The organism is Janthinobacterium agaricidamnosum, from assembly GCF_003667705.1.
In the GTDB taxonomy this organism is placed as follows: Bacteria; Pseudomonadota; Gammaproteobacteria; order Burkholderiales; family Burkholderiaceae_D; genus Janthinobacterium.
This window is the reverse complement of sequence record NZ_CP033019.1, coordinates 5649360-5662524: the sequence shown is the minus strand read 5'-3', so window position 1 is coordinate 5662524 and position 13165 is coordinate 5649360. Positions and strand designations below refer to the sequence as shown.

10 protein-coding genes are annotated in these 13165 nt (G+C 64.7%); 6 read left to right on the top strand and 4 right to left on the bottom strand.

Annotation, left to right across the window (positions count from 1 at the left end; translation table 11 throughout):
- The first annotated feature begins 132 nt into the window (after window positions 1–132).
- The 3 genes from D9M09_RS25585 to D9M09_RS25575 all read left to right on the top strand — a co-directional run bounded on the left by D9M09_RS25585 (window position 133) and on the right by D9M09_RS25575 (window position 3484).
- On the top strand, window positions 133–843 hold the full coding sequence (locus tag D9M09_RS25585; RefSeq protein ID WP_070224783.1) for a heavy metal response regulator transcription factor: 711 nt from the start codon (window positions 133–135) through the stop codon (window positions 841–843).
- Complete coding sequence (locus tag D9M09_RS25580) at window positions 840–2240, top strand: heavy metal sensor histidine kinase (protein WP_121670674.1); 1401 nt, start codon at window positions 840–842, stop codon at window positions 2238–2240. The genes D9M09_RS25585 and D9M09_RS25580 overlap by 4 nt, the downstream gene beginning before the upstream one ends.
- Window positions 2241–2524: 284 nt before the next feature.
- Window positions 2525–3484: an IS110 family transposase gene (locus tag D9M09_RS25575; protein WP_083289991.1), complete on the top strand. Its 960-nt coding sequence runs from the start codon at window positions 2525–2527 to the stop codon at window positions 3482–3484.
- A 323-nt stretch (window positions 3485–3807) separates the two neighbouring features.
- Here D9M09_RS25575 and D9M09_RS25570 read toward each other — a convergent pair whose 3' ends face one another.
- Window positions 3808–7032, bottom strand: coding sequence for a DEAD/DEAH box helicase (locus D9M09_RS25570; protein ID WP_240453477.1), 3225 nt, complete (start codon window positions 7030–7032; stop codon window positions 3808–3810).
- Here D9M09_RS25570 and D9M09_RS29835 point away from each other — a divergent pair.
- Complete coding sequence (locus D9M09_RS29835) at window positions 7000–7350, top strand: hypothetical protein (protein WP_240453476.1); 351 nt, start codon at window positions 7000–7002, stop codon at window positions 7348–7350. The genes D9M09_RS25570 and D9M09_RS29835 overlap by 33 nt on opposite strands.
- Here the strand turns inward: D9M09_RS29835 and D9M09_RS25565 are convergent.
- The gene (locus D9M09_RS25565) at window positions 7347–9059 is read right to left on the bottom strand and encodes a methyl-accepting chemotaxis protein (RefSeq protein WP_121670672.1); all 1713 of its coding nucleotides are present in this window, start codon (window positions 9057–9059) and stop codon (window positions 7347–7349) included. The genes D9M09_RS29835 and D9M09_RS25565 overlap by 4 nt on opposite strands.
- Before the next feature lie 207 nt (window positions 9060–9266).
- The gene (locus D9M09_RS25560; RefSeq protein WP_121670671.1) at window positions 9267–10157 is read right to left on the bottom strand and encodes a LysR family transcriptional regulator; all 891 of its coding nucleotides are present in this window, start codon (window positions 10155–10157) and stop codon (window positions 9267–9269) included.
- Window positions 10158–10270: 113 nt separating this feature from the next.
- On the opposite strand from D9M09_RS25560, the gene D9M09_RS25555 reads away from it, so the two are divergent.
- Both D9M09_RS25555 and D9M09_RS25550 read left to right on the top strand, forming a co-directional pair.
- Entirely contained in the window at window positions 10271–11452 is a 1182-nt protein-coding gene (locus D9M09_RS25555) for a serine hydrolase domain-containing protein (RefSeq protein WP_205602306.1), read from the top strand.
- A complete protein-coding gene (locus D9M09_RS25550) occupies window positions 11449–12639 on the top strand; it encodes an MFS transporter (protein WP_121670670.1) in 1191 nt (396 codons plus the stop codon). The genes D9M09_RS25555 and D9M09_RS25550 overlap by 4 nt, the downstream gene beginning before the upstream one ends.
- Here the strand turns inward: D9M09_RS25550 and D9M09_RS25545 are convergent.
- Entirely contained in the window at window positions 12604–13149 is a 546-nt protein-coding gene (locus D9M09_RS25545; RefSeq protein ID WP_121670669.1) for a DinB family protein, read from the bottom strand. The genes D9M09_RS25550 and D9M09_RS25545 overlap by 36 nt on opposite strands.
- Window positions 13150–13165 lie beyond the last annotated feature (16 nt).

Below are 13165 nucleotides of genomic sequence, written 5' to 3'. Positions count from 1 at the left end.
GTCCGTTGATAAGGTGGCGCCAGTATGGTCAGTGTTGCCCTACGAGAAGATGATCGCCGCATGACATTTTTATCATCCGCGGCGGTCCGTGCGCGGCGTAGAATGGTTTTATATTCTCCTTAGAAAGCGGCCATGCGTATCCTGGTAATCGAAGACGAACCGAAGACGGGCGACTATCTGCTGCGCGGGCTGGCCGAGTCCGGCTTCACGGTGAGCCTGGCGCGCAATGGCCGCGATGGCTTGCACATGGCAAGTACGGAGTCACCCGATCTCATCGTGCTCGACGTGATGCTGCCCATCATGGACGGCTGGCAAGTCTTGCGCGCGCTGCGCCTGCAAGAGGGTGGCGCGGACGTGCCCGTGATTTTTCTCACGGCGCGCGACGAAGTGCAGGACCGCGTGAAAGGGCTGGAGCTGGGCGCCGACGATTATCTGGTGAAACCGTTCGCCTTTGCCGAACTGGTGGCGCGCATCCGCACCCTGCTGCGGCGCGGGCCGCCCCGTGAAGACGACGTCATTCGCATCGGCGACATGGAAATCGACGTGATGAAACGCAAGGTCAGCCGGCAAGGCCAGCGCATCGCCCTGACGGCCAAGGAATTCGGCTTGCTGCATTTATTGGCGCGGCGCCAGGGCGAGGTGCTGTCGCGTTCCATCATCGCCTCGCAAGTGTGGGACATCAATTTCGAGAGCGACACCAATGTCATCGACGCGGCCATCCGACGCCTGCGCAGCAAGCTCGACGATCCGTTCGAACCCAAGCTGATCCACACCTTGCGGGGCATGGGCTATGTCTGTGAATTGCGCGCGCCCACGGTGCCTGACAATGGCGCCGCCGCATGAAGCTGGCGGAACTGCGGCGCTCGCTGACCCTGCGCGTGACGCTCGTCTTCGTGCTGATCGTGGCGCTCGTGTCGGCCGGGCTGGGCATGCATCTGTACCGTTCCTTTGTGGCGGAAATCGAGCGCCGCGACGACATTTTGTTGCTGGGAAAACTGCGGCAGATTCAGCAATTGCTGGGCAATGCCGGCACCCTCGATATCATCCGCGAGCGGCCCCAGTATTTCCGCGACACCATGAGCGGCCAAGAGAATTCCCTGGTGCGCATCGTGCGCGCCGATGGCACGCGTTTGATCGATGTCAATCCGAACGGCGAGCACGTCGCGCATGCTGTTCCCGTGGCCGTCGATGCGCCCGTGACGGCCAGCGACATCGTCAGCTGGACCAGCCGCGACGGTTATCCGGCCCGGGTCGTGGCGGCCAGCGCGCGCATCGGCGAGCCGGCGCAGATGGCCGATATTGCCGTCGCCCGGGTCTACGGCGACCGCACGGCCATGTTCGCCGCCTACCGCTGGCAGATCGTCGTCTCCGTGGCCATCAGCGCGCTGGTGGCGGCGATTCTGGCCAGCGTGATGCTGCTGCGGGGCTTGCGGCCGCTGCGCAATATCGCCGCCCATGCGGCCCTCGTGCGGCCGGGCAAGCTGGGGCAGCAGCTCGAGGCACGCGGCGCGCCCACGGAACTGCTGCCCCTGATCCAGGCCTTGAACGCCATGCTGGCGCGCCTGCAGGAAGGCTATGCGCGGCTGTCGCAGTTTTCCGCCGATCTGGCGCATGAATTTCGCACGCCCGTCACCAATCTGCTGGGGCAAAGCCAGGTCATGCTGGCCCGCCCGCGCAGTGCGCACGAGTATGAACAGCTGGTATCGTCGAATGTGGAAGAGCTGGAACGGCTGTCGCGCATGATCGACAGCATGCTGTTTCTGGCGCGCGCGCAGCAGGATGAAATGGTGCTCGTCAAGCAAGTCTTGCCCGTGCAGGACGAGTTCTTGCGCCTGGCCGATTTCTTTGAAGGCCTGGCCGAAGAGCGCGAGCTGGCGCTGGCCTGCCACGGCAGCGGCGCAGTGACGGCCGAGCCGCAACTGCTGCGCCGCGCGCTCGGCAATTTGCTGTCGAACGCCATCCGCCACGCGGCGCCCGGCAGCACGATTTTAATGCGTTCGCACGCGACCAACGAGGGCGTGGAACTGAGCGTAAGCAACCTCGGCCCCGCCATCCCCGCGCGCCATTTGCCGCACCTGTTCGAGCGCTTCTACCGCGCCGACCCGGCCCGCAGCGACTCGGCCGCCTCCACAGGATTAGGGCTGGCCATCGTCACGGCCATCATGCAGTTGCATGGCGGCAGCGCGACGGTCGCATCCGACGCTGCCGCCACGACATTTACCTTGGTTTTCCCGGCGTAATATTGACGGTGGTGGTGTCGGATTACGCGCTTGCGCGCTAATCCGACCTTGTATTATTCCCCTCATGCCGTTCGTGGTATTGCGAACGGTATCGACCGCTGTCAAAATCTTGGTAGGCATATCAAGACCGGGTAACTGGATGCCGTATCCGCCCTTAGGCCCCGAGCCAGCTCCGTAGATCTCGCACCAGTTACCCATCCTCCATGTCAAGATCGGACAGTATCTTTGGCACCGGCATGCCGGTTAGCCCGCATTTGCAAGGTAGATCGCAAGAGGACCACAGCATGTTTAATTTAGGAATCGACGTTGCCAAGGCCAAGCTCGACTGCGCGCTGCGCCTGCCCAACGGCAAGCATCGTAACAAGGTTGTCGAGAACAACCGTCAAGGATTCACCGCGCTCCACGCATGGCTGCTGAAGCATGCTGCCGGCAGCCCCAGGGTGTGCATGGAAGCGACGGGCACGTATTGGGAAGGGGTTGCCGAATATCTCGCTGGACTTGGCATGGTGGTCAGTGTCATCAATCCGGCCCAGATCAAGGCCTTCAGCGCTTCACGCCTGGTGCGCACCAAGACCGACAAGGTCGACGCACAGCTGATCGCCGACTTCGCCCATGAACGCCAGCCAGAGCCCTGGCAGGCGCCATCGCCGGCCGAGCAATCGCTGCGCGCGCTGGTGCTGCGCCTCGATGCCTTGCAAGCGATGCGCCAGCAGGAAAGCAACCGGCTTGAAGTGGCGCGCGCGGCAGTACGCCAGGGTATCGAGGATCATATTGCCTGGCTCGACGCCGAGATCAAAGCGCTGATCCTGGCGATCCGCCGTCATATCGATGACGACCCGGATTTACGCGGCAAGCGCGAATTGCTCGATAGCATCCCTGGCCTGGGCGAGCGCACGATCCCCGTGCTGCTGTCCTACTACGCCAATCCTGAGCGCTTCGACAGCGCCAAGCAGGCGGTGGCGTTTGCGGGCCTCGATCCGCGCCAGCACGAGTCGGGTTCCAGCGTGCGTGGCAAGCCACGCATGTCGAAGGTCGGCCACAGCTTCCTGCGCAAGGCACTGTACATGCCGGCCATGGTGGCAGTGCATAAGACGCCTTGGGGCAAGCGCTTCGGTCAGCGTCTGCGTGACGCCGGCAAAGCGCCCAAGCTGATCATCGGCGCCATGATGCGCAAGCTGGTGCACGTGGCATTCGGCGTGCTCAGGTCGGGAAAAATATTTGATCCGGCCTTGCACGCCGCTTGACGGGGATAACAGTATCTACATCTTGGTTTTCCCGGTGCAGGAAAGTAGGTCGGATTAGCGGGGCGTAGCCGCGCGTAATCCGACAATAGCGATTCGGCCGCTTCCGCAGGCCTGGGCATGGCCTGCGTCACGGCCATCGTGCAGTTATACGGCGGCAGCGCGAGTGTGGCGTCCGACGCGGCCGCCACGACGTTTACCTTGGTCTTCCCGGCGCAGCAACGTAGGTCGGATTAGCGGGGCGTAGCCGCGCGTAATCCGACAAGAGCGGCCAACAATGTTGTCGGATTACGCGCTGGGGCGCTAATCCGACCTACGCCTGCCAATCAGCCCATTTCCACCAAAAACTCATGCATGCCCGTATGCGGCAATTGCGCGCACGCCGGTGCAAAATGCGGCAACTGGCCCCACAGCAGCGGGTTGCCGACGATGTACACATAATGCTGCGCGCGCGTCAGGGCCACGTTGAGCAAATTCGGCGTGGCCGCCGCCCATTGCGCGGCGCCGGCCGTGCTGTCGTCGGCGCCCAGGACCAGCATGACCACGCTTTGTTCCTTGCCCTGGAAGGTATGCACGGTGCCGACCATCTGACTGCTCCACTGGCGCAGTTCGCGCGCCGTCGGCGCCTTGCCGTAGCCGAGGCGGCGGTCCCAGTCCATGTCGACGATGCGCGAACGCAGTTCGTTGCGCACGGCCTTGAACGGCGTAATCACATACATGTCCGGCAGCTTGCCGTCGCGGCGATACAGTTTCAACAGCACTTCCAGCACGAAATCGAGCTGCACGGGCACCACCTGCTTGTAGCTGACGGCGCCGACGGCGTCGATCCAGCGGCTCGGTCCCCGCGTCAGGCCCCGCGCGCCGGCCGGCGGCGTGCGTTCAGCCAGCCCATACACCATCTTGTCTTCGTAGGCGATGCTGTTGGCCAGCGAAAACATCGGTTCGACGCAGCGGCGGTGCACGCGCAGGGGGCTGCCGATCCACAGGGGCTGCGCGCTGCCGGTGCCGACCGTTGCGCCATAGCGGTTGGCCTTGTCGGCCAGGGTCTGCACGGAAACGGAAGTCGGCGCGTAGCTGCCATCCTGCGTATGCGGCGACAGGGCGGACAGGGTCTGCACGAGGCGGCCCGGCACCGTGAACACGGGTTCGATCTGCAGCGGGTCGCCCACGACGACGGCGCGCTTGGCGCGCCACAGGCTGCCCAGCGCCGCTTGCGGCACGGCCTGGCCCGCTTCATCGATGAACAGCCAGCCCAGCGATTCGGGACTCATGCCCTGGAACTGGCGCGCGAACGAGGCGAACGTGGTCGACACGACAGGCACCACCATGAACAGGCTGTGCCAGACCATGGCGACGTGCGACTGGTCATACGCGCGCTTGTTTTTCAGCAATTTCGACACGGCCAGCAAGTTGCCGCCAAAGCCGGGTCCGCCCTTCTTCGCCACTTCCGCCAGCCACGCTTCGTGCAGGGCCAGGGCCTTGGCGAACAGGCGCGAGCGCAGGCGCGCCAGCGCCGGTTCATGCCACAGGCCGCCTATCTGCAGGGCGTCGCCGTCCAGTTCGTCCAGGGTGGCCGGCGCGATGATGGTGGGAAAGCGCAGGCGTGCGCGGCGCAGCAATTCCGTGCTGTCATCCCATTCGCGCTGGCGCGATTGCGCCGTGCGCAGGGCAATGTGCAGGCTGTTGCGGGCCCGCTCGCAGCGCGGCTCCAGCTCGCCCTTGAGCAGCAGCTTGATGGCGGACACGTCGCGCGCGGCCTGGCGCTGCGCTTCGGCGTTGGCCACGACGGCGTCCTTGTAGGCGCGCGCCGGGGCCGTGCGGAACAGGCGGGCAAAAAAGCCCGGTTGCGTCAACGCCACCAGGCGCTCTTCTTCCAGCAATTCCTTCTTGCTGGCGAGCAGGGTGTCCTGCTGCGCCAGCGCGCCGGACAGGGCGCCATTCGCTGCATCCATCTCTTGCTCGGCTTCAATCAACGCCTGCTGGCTGGCCTGGATAAAATCGGCTTCCGTGCACGTGCCCACGGCTTGCCACAGGGCCGCGTATTGGGCGTGCTCGGCCAGGGCCTTTTCCACCACATGTTCCGTTTCGCGGAACTCGCGCGCGGCCTGGGCGAAGCTCACGCCCTGGTAGCTGGCCAGCCACTGGCGGATATTCTGTGCATTCGGCGTCTTGCGCGCCGTGCTCTTGTCCCAGTCATCGTCATAAAAATTGCTGACGAAGCGGCGGCGGTTGGCGCTATTGCCCAGCGCGCAGGACATCAAGCCCCATGGCGCTTCCGTCTCGTCCAGGGCACGGTTGGCGCCATTGCCATCGGCCACCACGCGGCGCGCCACGCTTTCAAAGTAACGCGTGCGCGCCCATTCCTTGCCCAGCTGTTTCGGTTTTGGGAGGTCGCCGGAAATATTTTCCACCGCCGCATTGTTCGACGAGGCGACGACCATTTCAAAGCCCGTCAATTCCGGGCGCAAGCGGGCGATGGTGATCGGGTCGCGCACGCCTTCGAAGGCCACGGCCACCTTGCCGATGAAGGCGTCGCCGGCGCGGTCCAGGCAGGACAGCACGCTGGCGCGGCGCACGATGTTGTCGGCAAACAATTCGCGCAATAACGTCGTCTTGCCCGTGCCGGGCGGGCCGTTGACGGAAAAGATGCCGCGTTCGCTCAAGCCCGTGCGCGCGCCATGGATGGCGAACTGCTGCATCAGGCTCATGGCGTAGCTGGCGTCTTCCAGCCAGTGTCCCCGGCTCATGTTCGCGGGATTGAGCATGGCGGCCAGTGCCTGGCGTCCGGCCGGGCTGTACAGGTCGATGCGCTCGTCCTGCGCCAGCGGCGTCAGGTAGGCGGCCACCGTCGCCGGCAACTTGCCCCCACGCAAGGCGCGGATGATCTGTTCCAGGTCATCGAGGTAAAAACTGTTGAGGATATCGATCGATGGCTCCACCGCGTCGCCAAAGTCCAGGCTGCGGTTCTGGCTGGCCTCAACCAGGTCGCCTTCCGTCACGGCCGCGCGTTTCTTGCGCGTGCGCAATTCCAGCACGGCCAGCGGCTGGCCGGCGGACGGGTGGAAGCCGGCCCAGTCGCGCAGCAGGTCGGCCAGGGCCGCGATTTCCATGCCGGACAGGGGCGCCGAGACATTGCCTGCCTCGTCCGTCACTGGCTGCGGGGCGCGGGCGGCGGCAAAGTTGCGCAGGCTGTCCTGCAGCACCAGCTGGCTGTCGCTGAAGGCGTCCAGGCTCAGGCCCGACCAGTCTGGCGTGCGGGCGCGGCCCAGGGCCCACGGCAAGGTCGACACGGAGACGGGATCGAACTGCGGCTCGCCCAGCGCATTGAGGTTAATGCGGGCAAAGCACGAGCGTCCCAGCAGCTCTGTTTTTTCTGTCTCGGCAATGTTTTCCGGGCCGTTGGCCGGCGGGCAAGCCTTGTTGATTTCGGCCTTGTCGAACACGCCGAGGAACAGTGAAAAGCCGTCGATCTCGCGGTCGGAAGGGACTGGCCACTGCGTGGCGAACTGCGGCGGCATTTGCGCCAGCTGTTCGCGGTGGAGGAGACGCACGGTGGATTGGTCTTCAACGTCCGTGATTTGATTCAGGTCAAACGGGATAAAGAATTCGATCTTGTGCCAATACTCCAGGATAGCCAGGAGGCGCTGCTGTTCTGCCTGATTCATGATGACCAATATTTTGTAAAGCGAGCGAGGATTGTAAAGCGTATGCGTGCTGCACGTTTTGCACTTTTGTCTATTGCGCGGGCTTTGCCGCAAAAAAAGTGGTATTGGCGGACGAAAAAAAGCCAGGCAGCAACTTCCTGCCTGGCTTTCCCCGTTGCGATGTTGCCGGGTGTTAAAACTCTGGTATTAACACGGGTGTTTTAAAACTCTTCCCATTCGCTTTCGGCGGCGGCATTGCTGCGGCGCGCCGGCGCGGCCGCGACGGCCTGGCGTACGGGTGCGGGCTTGGCTGCGGGGCGCGCGATGGCGGGCGCAGCCGCTGCCGGCGTGGCGCGCACAGGCGTCAGCTTGCTGACGCTGGCAACATGGTTGCCGGTTTTAAAGAAGCCCACCACGTGCGCCAGTTCGCCCGCCTGTTCTTGCATGCTTTGCGAGGCGGCCGCCGCTTCTTCCACCAGGGCCGCGTTTTGCTGCGTCACTTCATCCATCTGGGCAATGGCCATGTTGATCTGTTCGATGCCGATGGTCTGCTCGTGCGTGGCGGAGGTGATTTCGCCCATGATGTCGGTCACGCGCACGATGCTGTCGACGATGTCGCCCATGGTCTGGCCCGCTTCATTGACGAGGCGCGAACCCGTGTCCACGTTGGCGACCGAAGCGGCGATCAGTTCCTTGATCTCCTTGGCGGCCGAGGCCGAACGGTGCGCCAGATTGCGTACCTCGGTGGCGACGACGGCGAAGCCACGGCCTTGTTCGCCCGCGCGCGCCGCTTCCACTGCCGCGTTCAAGGCCAGGATGTTGGTCTGGAAGGCGATGCCGTCGATGACGCCGATGATGTCGACGATTTTCTTCGACGAGTCATTGATCGAGCCCATGGTGTCGACCACTTGCGCGACGATGCTGCCGCCGCGCACGGCCACTTCCGACGCGCTTTTCGCCAACTGGTTCGCCTGGCGCGCATTGTCCGCGTTCTGTTTCACGGTCGAGGTCAGCTCTTCCATGGCCGACGCCGTTTCTTCCAGCGAACTGGCTTGCTCTTCCGTGCGTGACGACAGGTCGAGGTTGCCTGCGGCAATTTCGCTCGACGCCGTGGAAATCGCATCCGTACCGTTGCGCACTTGCGCCACCACGCTCAGCAAGCTCGTGTTCATGGCTTTCAGGGCTCCCAGCAGGCGGCCCGTTTCATCGCTGGAATTGACGACGATGTGCGACGACAAGTCGCCCGAGGCCACGGTTTCGGCCACGGCCACGGCCGCATTGATGGGCTGGGTGATCGAGCGCGTGATGATCCAGGCAACAAAAGCGCCCAGCAGCACGGCCACGCTGCCCAAGGTAATCATGGAAGCGCGCGCACTGTTGCTCAGCGTTTCGGCGTCCGTTGCCGCCTGGGCCGCCTGCTCGCCTTCATACGCGACCAGGCTGTCGAGCGCGCCCAGCACGCGTTTCAGGCTCGGCGCCGCCTGCTGCGTCAAAAAGGCGATCGCTTCATCCGTCTGGCCCGCATTGCGCAGCTCGATGACCTTGTTGTTCAGCGGCGCGCCCGATTTCAGGGCCGCGTCCAGTTCAGCCATCAGCGCCGTTTCCTTGTCTGTCGAAATTTTCTTTTGCAGGGTTTCCTTGGCGGCGCCGTATTTCTTGCGTGCTTCGCCGATCTTGGCCAGTTCCGCCTGCACCAGCGCTTCCGTCGGCGCCACCACAATGCTGGTGATCGCCAGGGTAATGTTGCGCACGTTGTCGCTCATGGTATTGGCGGCCGCCATCTTGACGTTCTTATCGGCCACGATGTCGTGCGTGCGTGCGCTCAGTTGCCCCATGGAGTACAGGCCGACGAGCAAGACGGCCACCAGCAGACCGAGAACGACAGCAAATCCGATCCCGAGCCGGGTGCCGATTTTGAATTGTGTAAGTGACATGATTGCTTTCGTATTGCGGAAGTGAGGGAAAACGTCGACAGGCCAAGGCTACGGGTTTATACGTAAGGGCAGCCAGCCTGTAATTGTTCCTCAAAATTCCGCACTGCAATACAAAAACTTGTATCAAGTCCGCGAAAAGTTTAAAAAATGGTAGCAAATTAAATAAGTTGTCGTGTGGAAACAACGAGCGCGGCGCCGGGTGCGGGCTTAGTTTTCCGGAAACACGTGCATGGCGAGGAAGTCGATGAAGGCGCGCAGTTTCGGCGTCAGGTGGCGGCTGCTGGGCCACAGGATGCGAAAGGCGCCATCGTGCCGGCGGTGCGCGTCCAGCACCGGCTGCAAGCGGCCCGCCGTCAGCGCCGCGCGCGCGGCAAAGTCGGGCAGGGCGGCGATGCCCAGGCCGCTTTCGGCAAAGTGCAGCAGGGTGTCGACATTGTTGCAGTTGAGCACAGTCGGCAAGCCGGCCGCGTGCAGGGCATGCCACTCGGGCAAGGGCCACGCCTCGACCTTGCCGCTGCTGGGAAACTTGTACAGCAAACAAGTGTGGCGGGCCAGGTCGGCCGGCAGCGCGGGCGTGCCGTTGCGCGCCAGATAGGCTGGCGAGGCCACCAGTTGCAGCTGGAACTGGCCCAGCTGGCGGCTCATCAAACGGCTGTCGGCGCTTTCTCCCGCGCGCACGACGGCGTCATATCCCTCTTCGATGACGTCGACCCGGCGGTCGCTGAAATCGAGGTCGAGTTCCACCTGCGGATAGGCACGCGCAAAGGCCGCCAGCACGGGATTGAGCAGGCTGCCCACCTGCGGCAGGCTGACGCGCAGCCGGCCTTGCGGCGCGCGCTTGCTGTTCGATAACTCCAGCTCGGCCGCTTCGATTTCGCCCAGGATGCGCCGGCAGCGCTCGAGAAACACGGTACCCTCGCTGGTCAGCGCGATGCTGCGCGTGCTGCGGTGAAACAGACGCACGCCGAGCCGCTCTTCCAGCCGCGCGATGCTCTTGCCCACGGCCGAGGCGGAAATGCCGAGCACCCGGCCCGCCGCGACAAAACTGCGCGTTTCCGCCGCCTGCACGAAGGCCGTGAATCCCGCCAGATTATCCATGGTTTTCCTTTTGATTGCGGATGTCAACGTCCGCACAGACAGAAACTATAGCCTGTTTTTCTTTGATCGCGTCTCGCTTACCTTGGCAGCCTGATCATTTGAAAGGCTGAGCCATGATGTACAACTTCTCTCCCGCGGCCTTGGCCGCCCGCATTGACCCCTTGCTTGATGCCGTGCTGCATCAGCAGCGCCTGGTGGGCGCCGTGGTGCTGGTGCGCCAGTGTGGCCAGGAAATCTATCGCCGCGCCGCCGGCCACCTGGACCGCGAAGCGGGCACGCCCATGGAGGAAGACGCCGTCTTCCGCCTGGCCTCGGTCAGCAAACCCATCGTCTCCACGGCCGCGCTGGCGCTGGTGGGGCAGAACCGCCTGGGCCTGGACGACCCGGTGGCGCGCTGGCTGCCGTATTTTGCGCCGCGCCAGCCGGACGGCGCCGTGGCGGCGATGACCGTGCGCCACTTGCTCACGCACACGGCCGGGCTCGACTACGGCTTTTTCCAGCCGCCGGGCGGGGCGTATGCACGGGCGGGCGTGTCGGACGGCATGGACGCGTCCCGCATTTCCTTGGAGGACAACCTGCGCCGCCTCGCTACCGTGCCGCTCGCGTCTGCACCGGGTGCGCGCTGGGCGTATTCGATCGCCACCGACGTGCTGGGCGCCGTGATCGAAGCGGTGACGGGTTTGCCGCTGGCGCAGGCCGTGGCACAGCTGGTGACGGCGCCGCTGGCCATGCACGACACGGGTTTTATGGCCACGGACGCGGCGCGCCTGGCCGTCGCGTATGCGGACCGCGCAGCGGAAGAAGCCCGGCCGCGCCGTTTGCTGGACGAGGGGGAAGACCATCTGCCGTTTCTCGAAGGCATGGCCGGCTTTACCTTGTCGCCAGCAAGGGCGCTCGACGCGCACGCGTATCCGTCCGGCGGCGCCGGCATGGTCGGCTCCGCCCCCGATTTCATGCGCCTGCTGGAAACCCTGCGACTGGGCGGCGCGCCGCTGCTGCCGCCAGCGCTGGCGCGCCAGATGGGAGCAAACCAGACGGGCGGTTTCGACTTGCCGTTCTGGCCGGGACGCGGCTTCGGCCTGGGGTTCACGGTCTTGACGGACCCGCTTGCCGCCGCCACGCCGGAGTCTGCGGGCACGTGGCGCATGGGCGGCACGTATGGCCACTCGTGGTTTGTCGACCCGGCGCAGGAACTGTCCGTGGTGGCGTTTACGAATACGGCATTGGAGGGCATGGCGGGACCGTTCGTCACGGAACTGTGCCAGGCAGTGTATGGCGCCAAGGAAATGCCATGACGCGCCCGCACCCCATCGTCTTCCTCGCGCTGGGTCTGTTCGGCGTGTATTGCATCGAGTTTGGCGTGGTCGGCATCTTGCCGATGATCATGCAGCGTTACGGGGTGACGGCCGCGCAGGCGGGTTCGCTGGTGAGCCTGTTCGCGCTGGTGATCGCCGTGGGCGGCCCCTTCCTCGTGCTGCTGGCCACGCGGTGGCGCCGCAAGAGCGTGCTGATCGTCTCGCTGCTCGTGTTTGCCCTGGCCAGCGTGGCCTCGGCGTATGCACCGCGCTTCGGGCTGCTGCTGGCGCTGCGCGTGGTGCCGGCCCTGTTCCACCCCGTGTATTTCTCGCTGGCCATGGTGGCCGCCGCCGCCCTGTATCCGCCGCGCGATGCGGCGCGGGCCGGCGCGCATGCGTTCACGGGCACCAGCATGGGCATGGTGCTGGGCATCCCGCTGACCACCTGGATCGCTGCGCAAGTTGGCTACGAGGCATCGTTTCTCGCGTGCGCCCTCGTCAATGCGCTGGCCGCGCTGGGCTTATATGTGTTCTTGCCCGAGTCGCCGCGCGAGGCGCCGATGGCGTATGGCCGCCAGCTGGCCGTGCTGCGCAAACCTGCGCTGTGGTTCACGATCGCCGCCGCCGTGCTGGTGTTTGCCGCCATGTTTGCCGTGTATGCGTATGCGGCCGCGTATCTGCAGCAGGAAGCGGGCTTGTCGGCGCGCCAGACGGGGCTGGCGCTGGTGGTGTTTGGTATCGGTGGCGTGGCGGGCAATCTGTTTGCGGGGCGCCAGCTGGGCACGCATGTGCTGCGCACGGTCTTGCTGCAGCCTGTGCTGCTGGGGCTGGCGTACTGGCTGTTGTACCGGCATGCCGGCACGGGCATCGGCTGGGCGGCGCTGGCCGTGTTGCTGCTGTTCTGGGGCGCCGCGCATACGAGCGGGCTGATCGTCACGCAAGTATGGCTCAGCAGCGAAGCGCGCGAGGCGCCCGCGTTCGCCATCGGCGTGTATATCGCCGCCATCAACCTGGGCGTGACGCTGGGCGCGCTGGCCGGCGGCATGGCCATCGAGTCCTATGGCATGCCGGGGGCGCTGGCTTGCGGCGCGTTGCTGGGCGGGCTGGCGCTGGCAGCGATTGCCGTGAAAGCGTGGCTGTACCGCCCGCCGTCAGTCGGCAAGATGGTTGGGGATGCGAAACAGTAAATCCGTGTCGCCGATGTCCACGCCCGCTTGCGACAGCAAGGTGCTGGCCTGGCCCCGGTGATGCGTCTGGTGGTTAAAGAAATGCATGAGCAGGCTGAAAAACTCGCGCCGGTTCGGCCCCTTGCTGTTGCGGTAATCGAGCAAATGGTCGAGGTCTTCTTCGCGGATGGACGCGGCCCAGTCTATGATGACCTGGTCCAGCCATTGCCGGTGCGCGTGCATGGCGGCAAAATCGTCGGCCGCGAACAGCGGTTGCGTGAGCGACGCGGGCGGCGTGATGGCGCTGATGGGATCGAGCAGGGGGAAACCGGCCGGATGTTTCGCGTAGCGCTGCAGCCACAAGGTATCGCCCACCATCACGTGGTTCAGAGTGGCCAGCAGGGAGCCGAAAAAGGCGCCCCGCTCGCGCTCCAGCTCGCCGGGCGGCAGGCTGGCCGCCGCTGCGTAGACCTTGGCATTCATCCACTGGTTGTAATCGGCCATCAGGCAAATGTGGGCGCAACGGCTCATGGTGATTTCTCCAGTG